This window comes from Blastococcus sp. VKM Ac-2987 (genome assembly GCF_026967805.1).
Lineage (GTDB): Bacteria > Actinomycetota > Actinomycetes > Mycobacteriales > Geodermatophilaceae > Blastococcus.
Genome location: NZ_JAPVBG010000002.1, coordinates 505,487 through 520,774, shown reverse-complemented (window position 1 = coordinate 520,774; position 15,288 = coordinate 505,487). Strand labels below are relative to the sequence as shown.

Genomic DNA, 15,288 nt, shown 5'->3' with positions numbered 1-15,288 from the left:
GCCACGGGGACAGTCTCCCGCAGGGCTAGCGTCATCACGAACGGCCCCTACGGACGGCGGAGGTGCGCGATGCTGCGCCGGGCCACGAACCTCACCGCACGCGCGCGTGCGCGCATCCGGGCGGCGCGGGAGCACGACCCGCACGGCTGGCACCACCACCCCTCCCCCGTCGACCACCACGACGACGGGGAGCCGGAGCCGATCGACTTCGTGCACGACCCGCAGGAGGACGACGACGGCGCCGCCCCGCCACCGCTGGGCAGCCCCGCCCCCGGCGCGCCCGATCTCGACGGGGCGGTGGGCCCCGGCGGCGTCAGCGGCCCGCCCGGCCGCACCTCGCCCGAGGGCGGCCGCCCGCGCCCGCCGGTGCGGCGGCCCCCCCGCCGGACCGGCGCCGAGGACGACGTCCCCTTCGGGCTCCGGACGGCGGCGGCCTGGGCGTGGCGGCTCATCGTGGTCATCGCCGGCTTCTACGTGCTGCTCTGGGCCGCCGCGTACGTGGCGGTCGTGATCGTGCCGGTCATCGTCGCGCTGCTGCTGGCCGCGCTGCTCCAGCCGGGAGCGGCGTCCCTCGTCCGATCCGGCTGGCCGCGGGGGCTGGCGGCGTCGGCGATGCTGCTGATCGGGCTGGCGGTGGTCGCCGGGATCATCACCCTGGTCGTGGAGCGCTTCACCGCCGGGTTCAGCGACCTGGCCGCGCAGGTCAGCCAGGGCCTGGAGGAGGTGGAGTCCTTCGTCGTCCGGACCTTCCCGATCACGGCGAACCAGCTCGAGGACGCCGTCGGCGAGCTGCAGGACTTCCTGGTCAGCAACGAGGAGACCCTCGCCACGGGCGCCATCAGCACCGCCACGACCGTCGGCGAGGTCTTCACCGGCATCGTCCTCGCGCTGTTCACGCTCTTCTTCTTCCTCAAGGACGGCCGGTCGATCTGGCTGTGGCTGGTCGGGCTCTTCCCGCGCGAGTCCCGGGCCTACCTGGACGAGGCGGCCCGGCGGTCCTGGCGGACGCTGATCTCCTACGTGCGGGCGACCGTCGTCGTCGCCGGCGTGGACGCCGTCGGCATCGGCATCGGGCTGGCGATCCTGGGGGTGCCGCTGGTCATCCCGCTGGCGGCGCTGGTCTTCCTCGGCGCGTTCATCCCGATCATCGGGTCGTTCCTGGCCGGCTCGGTCGCGGTGCTCGTGGCGCTGGTGTCCGTGGGCCCGGTGAAGGCGCTGATCGCCCTGGCGATCGTCGTGCTGGTCATGCAGCTCGAGGGGCACGTGCTGCAGCCCCTGCTGCTGGGCCGGGCCGTGCACGTGCACCCGCTGGCGGTCGTGCTGGCGATCGCCGCCGGCCTGCTGATCGGTGGCATCTTCGGCGCGCTGATCGCCGTGCCGACGGTGGCGTGCGTGAACGTGGCCGGCACCTACCTCAGCCGGCGCCACGAGGGGCCGCGCCCACCCGAGCCGCGGCCCGAGCGGGCCCGCCCGGCGGTTTCCGCCGGCTGAGCTCAGCCGGGGGTGATCCGGCCCTCGACGGCGGCCAGCGCGATGTCGGTGCGCCAGTGCGCGTCGGCCAGCCGGACGCCGGCCACCCGCTCGTAGGCGGCCTGCCGGGCGGCGGCCAGGTCGTCGCCCACCGCGGTCACGGCCAGCACCCGCCCTCCGGCGGAGACGACGGTGCCGTCGGCGGTGACCGCGGTGCCCGCGTGGAGCGCGCCCTCGCCGTCGGCACCGGTGATCGGGTCGCCGGTCCGCGGCGCCTCCGGGTAGCCCGCCGCCGCCACCACGACGGTGACCGCGGCGCCGGAGCGCCAGCGCAGCGGCGGGTGGTCGGCGAGGGTGCCGGTGGCGGCCGCGTGCAGCAGCCCGCCCAGCGGCGTCTCCAGCAACGGCAGCACGACCTGGGTCTCGGGGTCGCCGAAGCGGGCGTTGAACTCCACCACGCGGACCCCGCGCGAGGTCAGCGCCAGGCCGGCGTAGAGCAGCCCGCTGAACGTCTCGCCGCGGCGGGCCATCTCGTCGACGGTCGGCTGCAGCACGGTGGCCAGCACCTCGTCGACCAGTCCCGGCGGGGCCCAGGGCAGCGGCGCGTAGGCCCCCATGCCGCCGGTGTTGGGGCCGCCGTCCCCGTCGTCGCGCCGCTTGGCGTCCTGGGCCGGGACCAGCGGCAGCACCGTCGTCCCGTCGGTGACGGCGAACAGCGACACCTCCGGCCCGTCGAGGTACTCCTCGACGAGCACCGCACCGCCGGCGTCGAGCACCCGGCGGCCGTGGGCGGCGGCGGCAGCCCGGTCGGGGGTGACGACGACGCCCTTTCCCGCGGCCAGACCGTCGTCCTTGACCACGTACGGCGCGCCGCCGGTGACCGCGGCGACCTCGTCCAGCGCGGTCTCGAGCTCGGCGGCGCCGCCGACCGGCCAGGACCGGGCGGTCGGCACCCCGGCCGCCGTCATCACGTGCTTGGCGAAGGACTTGCTGCCCTCCAGCTGGGCGGCCTGCGCCGACGGGCCGAAGCAGGCGATCCCGGCCTCCCGGACCGCGTCGGCGGCCCCGGCGACGAGCGGCACCTCGGGTCCGATCACGACCAGGTCGGCCCGCCAGTCCCGCGCCAGCGCGGCCACCGCGACCGGATCGGCCGCGGCGAGCGACTCGCCGCCGGCCGGTGGTGGGGCGACCGCCCGCGTCCCGGCGTTGCCGGGGGCGCAGGCCAGCCCGCTCACCGCGGGGTCGGACTGGAGAGCCACGCACAGGGCGTGCTCCCGGGCACCGGAGCCGATCACCAGCACGCGCACGAGCGGCGACCCTACCGATGCCGGCGGATCCGCAGCCCGGCGGAGGGCGCCGTCCCATCCGCCACAGACACCACAGGTGACCTATGTCACCTTTCCGGTCGATCGCCGCTGGTCAGGCGAACCGGCCGCTGGATGGTGCGCAACCCGTCTCCTCCAGTTCCCCTCCGATTCATCCGATTCAGGTGTGGTGGGTGCCATGCGCGCGACCGAGTCGCTGGCGGACCGGCCAGTGACACGCCTTCCCCGGCCCGTCGTCATCGGACACCGCGGAGCCCCGGCCTACCGGCCGGAGCACACCGCGGCCAGCTTCGAGCTGGCCATCGACCTCGGTGCCGACCTCATCGAGCCCGACGTGGTGGTCAGCCGCGACGGCGTGCTCGTCGTCCGGCACGAGAGCGAGCTCTCGCTCTCCACCGACGTGGCCGAGCACCCGGAGTTCGCCGACCGCCACACCACCAAGCTGCTCGACGGGCAGCTGCACACCGGCTGGTTCGCCGAGGACTTCAGCTACGCCGAGCTGCGCGCCCTCCGCGCGATCGAGCGGATGCCGTCGCTGCGGCCGCTCAACACCGCCTACGACGGCCGCTACGGCATCCTGACGCTGGCCGAGGTGGTCGAGCTGGCGCGCTGCCGCTCGACCGCCGCGCGCCCCGTGCGCGTGCTCGCCGAGCTCAAGCACCCCGCGTGGTGCCACGCCCTGGGGCGCTCCATGGCCGAGCTGGTGGCTGACGAGCTGCGCCGGCTCGGTGCCGACCGCGCCGACGGCACCGTGGTGCTGCAGTCGTTCGACCCGGCCGTGCTGCGCGAGCTGCGCCTGCGGCTGGGCGAGGACGGGCCCCGGATGGTGCAGCTGGTCGGGGACGCCCTCGACGGCGACGCCCTGGTGAGCCCGTCGGGGCTGCGGGAGGTCTCGACGTACGCGCAGGGGGTCGGCCCGAGCCGGGAGCGGCTCCTGGCCGACGCCCCGGAGCACGCGCTGACCGGCACCCCGAACCTCGTCGAGCAGGCGCACGGGGCCGAGCTCGCGGTCTTCTGCTGGACGCTGCGGGCCGAGAACGTCTTCCTCCCCGAGCACCTGCGCCGGGGGGAGGCCCCCGAGGCGCACGGCGACGCGCTGGGCGACGCCGTCGCGCTGCTGGGCCTAGGGGTGGACGGGCTGATCACCGACTCCCCCGACCTCGCGGTGCGCGCCCGCACCGCCGTCACCGCCGTCACCCCGCAGCTGGTCTGAGCCGGACGGCTCAGCGCACCCGGTTGGGCTGGGCGCGCTGCGCGCGGTGCACGGCCCGCAGCCGGGCGCGCTCCTGCGCCCGGGCCCGCGCGTCGACGCGCAACTGCTGCCGGTGGGCCTCCGCCTGCAGCTTCCGCCAGGACCGGAAGCGCGCCGGATCGAGCCGGCCGGCCTCGATCGCGGCGGCGACGGCGCAGCCGGGCTCGGTCCGGTGCGCGCAGTCCCGGTAGCGGCACCCGGTGGCCAGCTCCGCGACGTCGGCGAACGCCCGGTCGACGCCGTCCGCGTCGTCGTGCAACCCCAGCTCCCGCATCCCCGGGGTGTCGATCAGCAGGCCGCCACCGGGCAGCACGTGCAGCTCCCGCGCCGTGGTGGTGTGCCGCCCCCTGCCGTCGTCGCGGATGTCCCGGGTGCCGGCGACCGTCCGGCCGGCCAGCGCGTTGGCGAGGCTGGACTTCCCGACGCCGGAGGGGCCCACCATGGCCGCCGTCCCGCCGGGCGGCAGCAGCGCCCGGACGGCGTCCAGGCCGGCGCCGGTGGCCGAGCTGACGGCCAGCACCTCGACCCCCAGGGCGTCCTCGGCCACCTGGGCGACGCCGGCCGGCACGTCCGCGCACAGGTCGGCCTTGGTGAGGACGACGACCGGCGTGGCGCCGCTGCTCCACGCCACGGCCAGGTAGCGCTCCACCCGCCGCACCCGGGCCTCGCCGACCAGCGCGTCGACGACCAGGACGGTGTCCACGTTGGCGGCCACCACCTGCGCCGTCGAGGTGCGGCCCGCGGCCGTGCGGGTGAACGCGCTGCTGCGCGGCAGCACCGCGACCGCCAGCTCACCGCGGAGGGCCACCCAGTCGCCGACCGCGGGGCCGGCCGGGTCGTCGTACAGCGCCGCCGCGGGGGCGACCCGCCGCTCACCGGCGGCGGTGAGGGCGCTCAGCCGGCCGCGGTCCACCCGCGCCACCCGGCCGGGCTCGCACCCCGGGGGCAACGCGGCGGCGCGCCCGGGCGTCCAGCCCAGATCAGCAAGCTCCACCTGCGGCATGGTGGACCCGAGCGACCTCGGATGTCGCCGCATTTTCGGTAGCCGGCGACGCGGGGGCAGCCGCCCCGCGAGGCGGCCCCGACGAAGGGCGGCCGGAGGCCACCCTGAGAAGGGCCGGCACCGGCTCAGCACATCAGGGGCACGGCACCTGGCCGCGGTGCGGCCCGGAGGGCCGCAGTGAGCACCGTCAACCGATCAGATCGTGGATGACCACGTTCTCGTCCCGGCCGGGGCCGACGCCGATGACGCTGATCCGCGCCCCGGCGAGCTCCTCGAGCCGGCGGACGTAGGCCTGGGCGTTCGCCGGCAGCTCGTCGAAGGTCCGGCAGTGCCGGATGTCCTCGAACCAGCCCGGCATCTCCTCGTAGACCGGCTTCGCGTGGTGGAAGTCGGTCTGCGTCATGGGCATCTCCTCGTGCCGCACCCCGTCCACCTCGTAGGCCACGCAGATCGGCACGGTGTCCAGGCCCGACAGCACGTCGAGCTTGGTGAGGAAGTAGTCGGTGATCCCGTTGACCCGGCTGGCGTAGCGGGCGACGACGGCATCGAACCAGCCGCAGCGGCGGTCCCGCCCGGTGGTGACGCCGACCTCGCCACCCTGCTTGCGCAGGTACTCGCCGCTGGCGTCGAACAGCTCGGTCGGGAAGGGGCCGGAGCCGACACGGGTCGTGTACGCCTTGAGGATCCCGACGACCCGCTCGATCCGGGTGGGACCCACCCCGGCGCCGACCGCCGCGCCGCCCGCGGTCGGGTTGGACGACGTCACGAACGGATAGGTGCCGTGGTCGACGTCGAGCAGCGTGCCCTGGGAGCCCTCGAGCAGCACCCACTCGCCGGCGTCCAGCGCCGTGCCGAGCAGCAGCCGGGTGTCGACGATGCGGTGCTTGAGCGCCTCGGCGTACTGCGTGTACTCCTCGACGACCTCGTCGACGTCGATGGCCTTGCGGTTGTAGACCTTGACCAGGATCTGGTTCTTCTCCTGGAGCGTCCCCTCGAGCTTCTGCCGGAGGATCGACAGGTCGAGCAGGTCCTGCACGCGGATGCCCACGCGGGCGACCTTGTCGCCGTAGGCCGGGCCGATGCCGCGGCCGGTGGTACCGATCTTGCGCTTGCCCAGGAACCGCTCGGTGACCTTGTCGAGGGCACGGTGGTGCGGCATGATCAAGTGCGCGTCGGAGGAGATGACCAGCCGTGAGGTGTCCACCCCTCGCTCCTCCAGCCCGGCGAGCTCCCCGATCAGCACCTCGGGGTCGATGACCACCCCGTTGCCGATGACCGGCGTGCAGCCCGGCGTCAGGATCCCGGAGGGGATCAGGTGGAGGGCGTACTTCTCACCGTCGGGCGTGATCACGGTGTGCCCGGCGTTGTTGCCACCCTGGTAGCGGACGACGAAGGGGACGCGGCCGCCGAGCAGGTCGGTGGCCTTGCCCTTGCCTTCGTCGCCCCACTGGGCACCGATCAGCACGACAGCGGGCATCGGCTCCTGGTTCTCCTGTTCTTCGGCACCCGGGTCGAACCCGGCCGGCAGGTGGCAGGGTATCGGCATGTCCTCCGTCGAGCTGGACCTCCGCCGTCTGGGCCCCGGTGAGGCGCCCCTCCGGAGCCAGCTGGAGCCGGTTCCCGCCGCCGGTTCGCTGCTGGTGCGCGGCCCGGTGGCGGGGCTGTCCGCCGTGCTCGCGGCCCTGCACAAGGCCGGGCGGACGGCGGAGGTGCCCGTCTCCTGGGAGCCGGCCCCCGACAAGGCGTCCACCGCGCTGGCCCGCGACCTGGAGATCGGCACCGGCGCGCCCCGGGACCTCACCCTGGTCCGGGACGACCACGGCGGGGTGCTGCTGCACCACGGCCGGATCGAGGCGGCCGGTGACGGGCGGAGGTCTCTGTCGCGCCGGCTGGGCCTGCAGGCCCACCACGACGACATCCGGGTGGCCGACGGCGAGATCACCCGCATCGACGTCCGCCCCGACTGGAGCGCCGTCGACACGATCGGCGTGACGGTCATGGTCCAGCCGCTCCGGCCGACCCGGCAGACCAGCGGTCGCGCCCTCCAGGTGGCCTGCGACCCCGCGCGGATCGTGCGCGACGGCGTGCCCTACGTCCGGCCGGTCGACCGCTGGACCTGGTACGCCGATGACCGGGTGCGGTGGCGCCTGCACCCCTGAGGGAGCGCCCGGCCCGCACCGCACGCGGCGGGTCCCTGCGGGGGGCCGGGGCCGTCGTGGACACTGGGGGAGCACCCGAACGCCCGAGGAGGACCCGCTGCCGACGTCCTGTTGCCGCTCCGGGTCGCCGTGCTGCCCGGCCAGGTCGTCGTGCCGGTGATGACCGACCGGCCGTCGGCCTTCCGCGGCCGCACGGCCCCGGTGCCGCCGGGCCGCCGGTTCCTGGCCCGCGCACTGGCCCGGCCGAGCCTGCCGGCCGTCGTCGGCCTGGTGCTGGTCGTCGCCTTCTTCGCCGTGCGCGTGCCGGACCTGCTGACGCCGTTCGGGCTGGCCACGGTCCTCGACACCGCGGCCGTGCTGGGCATCGGGGGCGTCGCCGTGGCGCTGCTGCTCATCGCCGGGCAGTTCGACCTCTCGGTCGGGGTGGTCGCCATCTCCAGCTCGCTGCTCACCGCGCTGCTGATCGGCTACGCGGGCTGGAGCACCTGGCCGGCGCTGGCGGTCTCGCTGCTCGCCGCGCTGGCGGTCGGGGTGGTCAACGGCGTCCTCGTGGTGAACACCGGCCTGCCGAGCTTCCTGGTGACGCTGGCGACCTTCCTGATCCTGCAGGGCACCTCCCAGGCCGGGGCGCAGGCGGTCGCGGGCTCCACCCGGGTCAGCGGCCTGGACCAGACGCCGGGCTGGTCGTCGGCGAGCGCGCTGTTCGACGCGACGGTGGAGATCGGCAACGGCCGGTTCAGCGTGTCGATCCTGTGGTGGCTGGTCCTGACGGCGCTGGCCACGTGGAGCCTGTGGCGCACGAGGTTCGGCAACGCCGTCTTCGCCTGCGGAGGCGCCCGCCGGGTCGCGCGCGAGCTCGGCGTACCGGTCCGCCGGACGACGGTGACGCTCTTCTGCCTCACGGCGGCCGCGGGGTGGCTGCTGGGCACGTTCGCGCTGGTGCGGCTGGGCAGCGTCCAGGCGGGCGGCACCGTGGGCATCCTCAGCGGGATCGACTTCATCGTCATCGCGGTCATCGGCGGCTGCCTGCTCACCGGCGGCTACGGCTCCGCGATCGGCGCCGCCGTCGGCGCGCTGCTGTACGGGGTCGCCCGGGAGGGCATCACGCTGGCCGACTGGGACACCCGCTGGTTCCAGGCGCTGTTGGGGGTGCTGCTGCTGGTGGCCCTGCTGGCCAACGGCGAGGTGCGCCGGCGGCTCAAGTCGAGGCCCCGCTCGTGAGCACGGCCGCGACCGTCGACGGCGGCGCCACGGCTCCCGGCCCGACCCCGGTCGTGGAGCTGCGCGGGGTCACCGTCCGGCACGGCCACGTACCGGCGCTGAGCCGGGTGCACGCCGCGCTGGTGCCGGGCGAGATCACCTGCGTGCTGGGCGAGAACGGCTCCGGGAAGTCGACGCTGGTGGCGGTGCTGTCGGGGCTGCGCCGGCACGACGAGGGGGAACTGCTCGTCGACGGCGTACCGGTGCGGTTCCGGTCGCCCCGGCAGGCGCGCGAGGTGGGGATCGCGACCGTCTGGCAGGACCTCGCCGTCGCCCCGCTGCTGTCGGTGTGGCGGAACTTCTTCCTCGGCGCCGAGCCCACCCGCGGGGTGTGGCCGCTGCGCCGGCTCGACCTGGACGGCGCCCGCGAGACGACCGCACGGGCCATGGCCCGGGTCGGCGTCACCGGGCTGGACCCCGACCAGCCGGCCAGCTCGCTGCAGGCCGGCGAGCGGCAGAGCCTCGCCGTCGCCCGCGCGCTGCACTTCGGCGCCCGGGCGCTGGTGATCGACGAGCCGGTGACCCCCATGACGGTGGCCCGGCAGACGCTGTTCGGGCAGTCGATCCTGGCCGCCCGGGCCCAGGGGCTGGCGGTCGTCGTCGTCACCAACAACCCGCGCTACGCCCACCTCATCGGCGACCGCTTCCTGCTCCTGGCGCACGGCCAGGTGGCCGGCAACCTCACGCGGGACGACGTCGACGCCGACGTCCTCACCGCCCTGATGGCCGGCGGCGACCAGCTGACCACGCTGACCGACGCGCTCACTGCGCTCCACCCGGAGCTCGGCGAGCGCTGAGCCGCGCCCGGGCCCCCGCGACGGCGGGGGCCCGGGGCAGGTCAGGTGAAGATGCTCACGCCGCCCGGGCCGACCAGCAGGCCCAGCACGATGAGCACGATTCCCCAGACGATCTCCTTGCGGATGATCGCGACGACGCCGGCGACCACCAGGACGACGGCGAGGATCCAGAGCAGGGTGGCCATCGATCGGTCCTCTCTCCAAGGCGCCCGACTGGCGCCATGCACGCTCAGTAGTGAGCCACCCGAGTGTGATCCAAACTCTTGTCCCCCGAAAGTGCTGGTGGACGCCGAACGGGCGGCCCGCAGCACGCGGACCGCCCGTTACCGATGGTGAGCAATCAGATGGACAACGTCGGATCGCAGTCGCGCAGGAGCTGGGTGCACCGCTCCGCCTCGTCGGTCTCCCCGATCGCCCCGGCCGCCGCGGCGAGCACGGTGACGCAGCGCAGGAAACCGCGGTTGGGCTCGTGCGACCACGGCACCGGGCCGTAGCCCTTCCAGCCGTTGCGGCGCAGCGCGTCCAGGCCGCGGTGGTACCCGGTGCGGGCGTAGGCGTAGGCCTGGATGGTGTCGCCCAGGGCGCGCTCGGTGCGGTGCAGCGCCTCCTCGGCCAGGCCGGCCCAGACCGCGCTCACCGTCGGGTGGTGCGCGGCGACCTCGGCCAGCGTCGCGCCCTCGGCGAGCTCGGCGTCGGCCTCCGGAGTCGCGGGCAGCAGGGTGGCCGGCGGCTCGCCCAGCAGGTTGCCGTGGGAGTGGGTCATGCGGTCACGCCCCCTGCGACTGGCCGGCCGACAGCAGGTGCTCGCAGGCCTCCACGATGCGGGCGGCCATGCTGGTCTCGGCCGCCTTGAGGTAGCTGCGCGGGTCGTAGGCCTTCTTGTTGCCGACCTCGCCGTCGATCTTCAGCACGCCGTCGTAGTTGCTGAACATGTGGCCGGCGACGGCGCGGGTGAACGCGTACTGGGTGTCGGTGTCGACGTTCATCTTGACCACGCCGTAGGAGAGCGCCTCGCGGATCTCCGACTCGGCCGAGCCCGACCCGCCGTGGAAGACCAGGTTGAACGGCTTGGCGCCCTCGCCCAGACCGAACTCCTTGGCCACCAGCGCCTGGCCCCGCTCCAGCACGTCGGGCCGCAGCTTGACGTTGCCCGGCTTGTAGACCCCGTGCACGTTGCCGAAGGTGGCGGCGAGCAGGTAGACGCCGCGCTCCCCCAGGCCGAGCTGCTGCGCGGTGCGCAGGAAGTCGCCATCGGCGGTGTAGAGCTTCTCGTTGATCTCGGCGACGACGCCGTCCTCCTCGCCGCCGACGATGCCGATCTCGAGCTCCAGGACGATCTTGGCCGCCGCGGCCTTCTCCATCAGCTCCTCGGCGATGTCGAGGTTCTCGCCCAGCTCGATGGCCGAGCCGTCCCACATGTGCGACTGGAACAGCGGCTCCTGGCCGGCGTCGACCCGGTCCTTCGACAGCGCGATCAGCGGGCGGACGTAGGAGTCGAGCTTGTCCTTGGGGCAGTGGTCGGTGTGCAGCGCGACGTTGACCGGGTACTTCTCGGCCACCACGTGCGCGAACTCGGCCAGCGCCACCGCGCCGGTGACCATGTCCTTGACACGGGTGCCCGAGCCGAACTCGGCGCCGCCGGTGGAGAACTGGATGATCCCGTCGCTGCCTGCGTCGGCGAAGCCGCGCAGCGCCGCGTTGACGGTCTCCGAGGAGGTGCAGTTGATCGCCGGGTAGGCGTAGCCGCCCTCCTTCGCCCGGCTGATCATGTCGGCGTAGACCTCGGGGGTCGCGATGGGCATGAGCGTGCACTCCTCGCATCGGTTGCGGCTGTACGGCGCTGTACGGCTGACGTCGGCGCTCAGTATCCCGCCGCGCCCCCGGGCGCGACAGCACGGGCCCAGAGGCCCTCGACCGGGCGACGTGTGGTCAGCCGCCGCCGCCGTCCGCCGCGCCGTCGTCGCCCACCCGGAGCCCGAGCGCGGAGGCGAGCTGCGCCGCCTGCCCGAGGTCGATCCGGGCACCGGCCAGCCGGGCCTGCCGGGGGTCGAGCGCCGAGAGGTCGCTACCGCGCAGGTCGGCGCCGGTGAGCTCGACCTCGTGGAGTTCCGCTCCGGAGAGGTCGACGTCGCGCAGGGTGGCCCCGGCGGCCCGCACCCGGGTGAGGTCGGCCTCGCGCAGCCGGGTGCCCCGGAACGTCGCCCGGCCGAGGTCGGCACCGGCCAGGATCGCGAACGACCAGTCGCCGCCGTCGACGGTGAGCTGGTCGAAGGAGCAGCGGTCGAACCTGGCGCCGACGAGCTTGCAGCCGGCGAGGGTCGCCGAGAAGAACGAGCAGCCGGTGAACGAGCAGTTCACGAAGGCGGTGTCGGTGAACTCGGCGAGGTTGAACCGGCAGTCGTGGAAGGTGCAGCCGGTGAAGACCACGGCGGTGCCGGTGGCCTCGGTCAGGTCCACCCCGCTGAAGGCCACGCCGGTGTGCTCACGGCCGGAGAGGTCCTGCCCGTACCAGTCCGCGTCCCGGACGTCGGTGTCCGGGACGGAGGCGGCATGGCCGGGAGGCACCCGGGCTCAGCCCTGCTCGATCCGGCTGACCACCCGGGCGGCGACGACCACCGGGTCGTAGGTCGGGGAGAACGGCGGCGCGTAGGAGAGGTCGGAGCCGGCCAGGTCCTCGGCGGTCATGCCGGCCCAGATGGCGGCGGCCAGCACGTCGATCCGCTTGCCCGAGCCGGGGCCGCCGACGATCTGCGCCCCGAGGAGCCGCCCCGACCCGGCCTCGCTCAGCAGCTTGATCGCGACCTCCTCGGCGCCCGGGTAGTAGCCGGCCTTCGTCGTCGCCTCGATGGTGTCGGTGCGGTAGTCGAACCCCGCCTGCTCGGCCTCGGTGGTGCACAGCCCGGTGCGGCCGATCTCCAGGTCGCCCACCTTGGTCAGGGCGGTTCCCAGGACCCCGGCGAAGCGGGCCGCCCGGCCGCCGATGACCGAGCCGGCCACCCGGCCCTGCTTGTTCGCGTGGGTGCCCAGCGCGATGTGAGTGGCCTCGCCGGTGACCCGGTGGAAGGTCTGCGAGCAGTCGCCGGCGGCGAAGATCTCCGGGTGCGAGCGGGTGCGCTGGGTGCGGTCGACGGCGATGGCGCCGGTGGTGCCCAGCCGGATGCCGGCGCGCTCGGCCAGCCCCACCTCCGGGCCCATGCCGAGACCGAGCACGATCAGGTCGGCGTCGTAGCTGCCGGCGTCGGTGCGCACGCCCCGCGCGCGGCCGGACTCGTCGACGAGGATCTCCCGCACCGCCTGGTCGGGGTGCATCTCCATGCCCATGGCGCCCATGCCGGCGCAGACCCGCTCGGCCATGTCGGCGTCGAGCAGCTGCATGGGCAGCGGGTCGGCGAGCACGACGGTGACCTCGAGCCCGCGCCGCTGCAGCGCCTCGGCCATCTCCAGCCCGATGTACCCGCCGCCCAGCACCAGGGCGCGGCGCGGCCCGGCGTCGAGCGCGGCCCGGATGGCGGCGCCGTCGTCGAGCCGGTGGACGCCGAAGACGCCCGGGGCGTCCAGGCCGGGGATCGGCGGGCGGTTCGGGCGCCCGCCGGTGGCCACGAGCAGCCGGTCGTAGGCGATCCGCTCGCCGGCGTCGGTGACGACCTTCCCCGCGTCGGCGTCGATCTCGACCGCGCGGGTGCCGGTCTGCACGGCGATGTCCCGGGCGGCGAACTGCGCCGGCGTGCGGGCGATGAGCTCGTTCCGGTCCTGCACCTGCCCGCCCACCCAGTAGGGGATGCCGCAGGCGGAGTAGGAGACGACGTCACCCTGCTCCAGCACGACGATCTCCAGGTCGTCGGCGTCCCTCAGCCGGCGGGCCTGGGCCGCCGCCGACATGCCTGCCGCGTCGCCCCCGATGACGAGGAACCGTTCCCTGCTCATCGCCCCAGCGTGGCACCCGCCGGCGCGCTGCGGAACACCGTGCCCGGGTTCAGCAGCCCCGCCGGGTCCAGCGCGGACTTGATCGACCGGTGCACGTCGAGGGCCACCGGGCCGATCTCGCGCTCCAGCCAGTCGACCTTGAGCACCCCCACCCCGTGCTCGCCGGTGATCGTGCCCCCGAGCGCGAGACCCAGCTCCAGGATGTCGTCGAAGGCGCCGAACGCCCGGGCCCGCTGGTCCTCGTCGACCGGGTCGAAGACGACGGTGGGGTGCATGTTGCCGTCGCCGGCGTGGCCGACGACGCCGATCACCAGCCCGCGGGCGGCGGCGATGGCGTCGCACCCGTCGAGGAACTCAGCGATCCGGGACCGCGGCACGGCGACGTCGTCGATCAGGGTGCTGCCCAGCTGGGCCAGGGCCGGCAGCGCCATCCGCCGGGCCGCGAGCAGCAGGTCGCCCTCCGCCTGGTCCTCGGTGGTGTGCACGAAGTCCGCCCCGGCCTCCCGGCAGAGCTCGGCGAGCGCGGCGATCTCCGCCGCGGCGGCCGCACCCCCGGTGTCGGACTGGGCGACCAGCAGGGCGTGCGCCGAGCGGTCGAGGTCGGCCTTCAGCAGGTCGTCGACGGCCCGGATGCAGGTGTTGTCCATGACCTCCATCAGGCTGGGCACCAGCCCCGCCGTCACCACCCGCTCGACCACCTGCCCGGTCTGCGCCGTCGTGGCGAAGGTGGCCGCCAGCGTGACCGGGCGCTGCGGCGCCGGGCGCAGCGCGAGGGTCGCCTCGGTGATGATCCCGAGGGTGCCCTCCGCGCCGACGAAGAGCCGCGCCAGGTCGTAGCCGGCCACCCCCTTCACCGTGCGCCGGCCGGTGCGCAGCACCTGCCCGTCGGCGAGGACGACCTCCAGGCCCAGCACGTAGTCGGTGGTGACGCCGTACTTCACGCAGCACAGCCCACCGGAGTTCGTGGAGAGGTTGCCGCCGATCGTGCACCAGTCGTAGCTCGACGGGTCCGGGGGGTAGAACAGACCCGCCCCGGCGACGGCGTCGCGCAGCGCCTTGTTCACCACGCCCGGCTGGACGACCGCCAGCCGGTCGGCCGCCGAGACCTCCAGGACGGCGTCCATGCGGGTCATCACCACGGTGATGCCGCCGTCGACGGCGTTGCTGGCCCCGGCCAGCCCCGACCCGGCGCCCCGCGGCACCACCGGGATCCCGTGCCGCGCCGCCACCCGCATGACGGCGACGACGTCCTCGGTGCGCCGGGGGAACACCACGGCGGCCGGGGTGCCGGCGGGCGCCAGCATCGCCTGGTCGCGCGCGTAGCCCGCGGTGACGTCGGGGTCGGTGCGGACGCCGTCGGCGCCGAGCGCGTCGGTCAGCTCGGCGAGCCACGTCGCCGTCGTCGTGGTCACCGTCACACCGTAGCCACGCGATGATGATCAGGTCACCTGATCATCCCGGGTCCTGGCTCAGCACCGGTGGTGAGCCAGGACCACGAACGATCAGGTCACCTGATCATCCGCGGGGTCAGGCGAGGCCGAGGTCGGCGAGGGTGAAGGCGGCCCGGTACTCGAAGCCGGCTTCCTCCACCGCCGCGCGGCCGCCGCGGTCGACGACCACAGCGATCGCGAGCACCTCGGCGCCGGCCTCCTGGAGCGCCTGCGCGGCGGCGAGCGGGCTGCCGCCGGTCGTGGAGACGTCCTCGACCACGAGGACGGCGCGGCCGTCGATGTCGGGACCCTCGATCCGCCGCTGCAGGCCGTGCGCCTTGCCGGCCTTCCGCACGACGCAGGCATCCAGGAAGCCCTCGCCCGCCGCGGCCGCGTGCAGCATGGCCGCGGCCACCGGGTCCGCGCCCAGGGTGAGCCCGCCGACGACGTCGTAGCGCAGGTCGCCGGTGAGCTGGCGCATCACGCGGCCGACCAGCGGCGCGCCCTCGTGGTGCAGCGTCAGCCGGCGCATGTCGATGTACCAGTCGGCCTCCTGCCCCGAGGAGAGCGTGACCTTCCCGTGCACCACGGCGAGATCGACGATCAGCTGGAGCAGCCGGTCGCGGTCGGGCAGGTTCGGGGCAGCCGTCATGCGCCCGACCCTACTG

The 15,288-nt window shown here is 74.7% G+C and carries 15 protein-coding genes; 5 read left to right on the top strand and 10 right to left on the bottom strand.

The window, feature by feature from the left end:
• The first annotated feature begins 69 nt into the window (after window positions 1-69).
• Complete coding sequence (locus O2W17_RS11360) at window positions 70-1,491, top strand: AI-2E family transporter (protein WP_269192546.1); 1,422 nt, start codon at window positions 70-72, stop codon at window positions 1,489-1,491.
• A gap of 2 nt (window positions 1,492-1,493) precedes the next feature.
• Here the strand turns inward: O2W17_RS11360 and purD are convergent, their stop codons facing one another.
• A complete protein-coding gene (gene purD, locus O2W17_RS11355; RefSeq protein WP_269192545.1) occupies window positions 1,494-2,777 on the bottom strand; it encodes a phosphoribosylamine--glycine ligase in 1,284 nt (427 codons plus the stop codon).
• Window positions 2,778-3,006: 229 nt separating this feature from the next.
• Here purD and O2W17_RS11350 point away from each other — a divergent pair, with 229 nt between their 5' ends.
• Complete coding sequence (locus O2W17_RS11350) at window positions 3,007-4,008, top strand: glycerophosphodiester phosphodiesterase family protein (protein WP_269192544.1); 1,002 nt, start codon at window positions 3,007-3,009, stop codon at window positions 4,006-4,008.
• Between the two features lie 10 nt (window positions 4,009-4,018).
• Here the strand turns inward: O2W17_RS11350 and rsgA are convergent, their stop codons facing one another.
• Both rsgA and O2W17_RS11340 read right to left on the bottom strand, forming a co-directional pair.
• Window positions 4,019-5,050, bottom strand: coding sequence for a ribosome small subunit-dependent GTPase A (rsgA, locus tag O2W17_RS11345; RefSeq protein WP_269192543.1), 1,032 nt, complete (start codon window positions 5,048-5,050; stop codon window positions 4,019-4,021).
• A gap of 187 nt (window positions 5,051-5,237) precedes the next feature.
• Window positions 5,238-6,596, bottom strand: a complete 1,359-nt coding sequence (locus O2W17_RS11340; RefSeq protein WP_269192542.1) for an adenylosuccinate synthase — start codon at window positions 6,594-6,596, stop codon at window positions 5,238-5,240.
• On the opposite strand from O2W17_RS11340, the gene O2W17_RS11335 reads away from it, so the two are divergent.
• From O2W17_RS11335 to O2W17_RS11325, 3 genes are all read left to right on the top strand, one after another.
• The gene (locus O2W17_RS11335; protein ID WP_269192541.1) at window positions 6,595-7,209 is read left to right on the top strand and encodes a hypothetical protein; all 615 of its coding nucleotides are present in this window, start codon (window positions 6,595-6,597) and stop codon (window positions 7,207-7,209) included. The two genes, O2W17_RS11340 and O2W17_RS11335, sit on opposite strands and share 2 nt — an antisense overlap.
• A 111-nt stretch (window positions 7,210-7,320) precedes the next feature.
• Window positions 7,321-8,430 (top strand): ABC transporter permease, encoded by a 1,110-nt coding sequence (locus O2W17_RS11330; protein WP_269192540.1) that lies wholly within the window; start codon window positions 7,321-7,323, stop codon window positions 8,428-8,430.
• On the top strand, window positions 8,427-9,266 hold the full coding sequence (locus O2W17_RS11325; protein ID WP_269192539.1) for an ATP-binding cassette domain-containing protein: 840 nt from the start codon (window positions 8,427-8,429) through the stop codon (window positions 9,264-9,266). Before O2W17_RS11330 ends, O2W17_RS11325 begins: the two co-directional genes overlap by 4 nt.
• A 41-nt stretch (window positions 9,267-9,307) precedes the next feature.
• Here the strand turns inward: O2W17_RS11325 and O2W17_RS11320 are convergent, their stop codons facing one another.
• The 7 genes from O2W17_RS11320 to pyrE form a co-directional block, all read right to left on the bottom strand.
• Window positions 9,308-9,451 carry a GPGG-motif small membrane protein gene (locus O2W17_RS11320; RefSeq protein WP_269192538.1) on the bottom strand — a complete coding sequence of 48 codons (144 nt, stop codon included), beginning with the start codon at window positions 9,449-9,451 and terminating at the stop codon, window positions 9,308-9,310.
• A 155-nt stretch (window positions 9,452-9,606) separates the two neighbouring features.
• Window positions 9,607-10,029, bottom strand: a complete 423-nt coding sequence (locus O2W17_RS11315; RefSeq protein WP_269192537.1) for a DUF3151 domain-containing protein — start codon at window positions 10,027-10,029, stop codon at window positions 9,607-9,609.
• Window positions 10,030-10,033: 4 nt separating this feature from the next.
• Window positions 10,034-11,068 (bottom strand): class II fructose-bisphosphate aldolase, encoded by a 1,035-nt coding sequence (gene fbaA / locus O2W17_RS11310; protein ID WP_269192536.1) that lies wholly within the window; start codon window positions 11,066-11,068, stop codon window positions 10,034-10,036.
• A 127-nt stretch (window positions 11,069-11,195) separates the two neighbouring features.
• Window positions 11,196-11,831: a pentapeptide repeat-containing protein gene (locus tag O2W17_RS11305; RefSeq protein ID WP_269192535.1), complete on the bottom strand. Its 636-nt coding sequence runs from the start codon at window positions 11,829-11,831 to the stop codon at window positions 11,196-11,198.
• Between the two features lie 6 nt (window positions 11,832-11,837).
• Complete coding sequence (locus O2W17_RS11300; RefSeq protein WP_269192534.1) at window positions 11,838-13,190, bottom strand: FAD-dependent oxidoreductase; 1,353 nt, start codon at window positions 13,188-13,190, stop codon at window positions 11,838-11,840.
• On the bottom strand, window positions 13,187-14,602 hold the full coding sequence (locus O2W17_RS11295; protein ID WP_269192533.1) for an FAD-binding oxidoreductase: 1,416 nt from the start codon (window positions 14,600-14,602) through the stop codon (window positions 13,187-13,189). The genes O2W17_RS11300 and O2W17_RS11295 overlap by 4 nt, the downstream gene beginning before the upstream one ends.
• A gap of 115 nt (window positions 14,603-14,717) precedes the next feature.
• Window positions 14,718-15,272: an orotate phosphoribosyltransferase gene (gene pyrE / locus O2W17_RS11290; protein ID WP_269192532.1), complete on the bottom strand. Its 555-nt coding sequence runs from the start codon at window positions 15,270-15,272 to the stop codon at window positions 14,718-14,720.
• Window positions 15,273-15,288 lie beyond the last annotated feature (16 nt).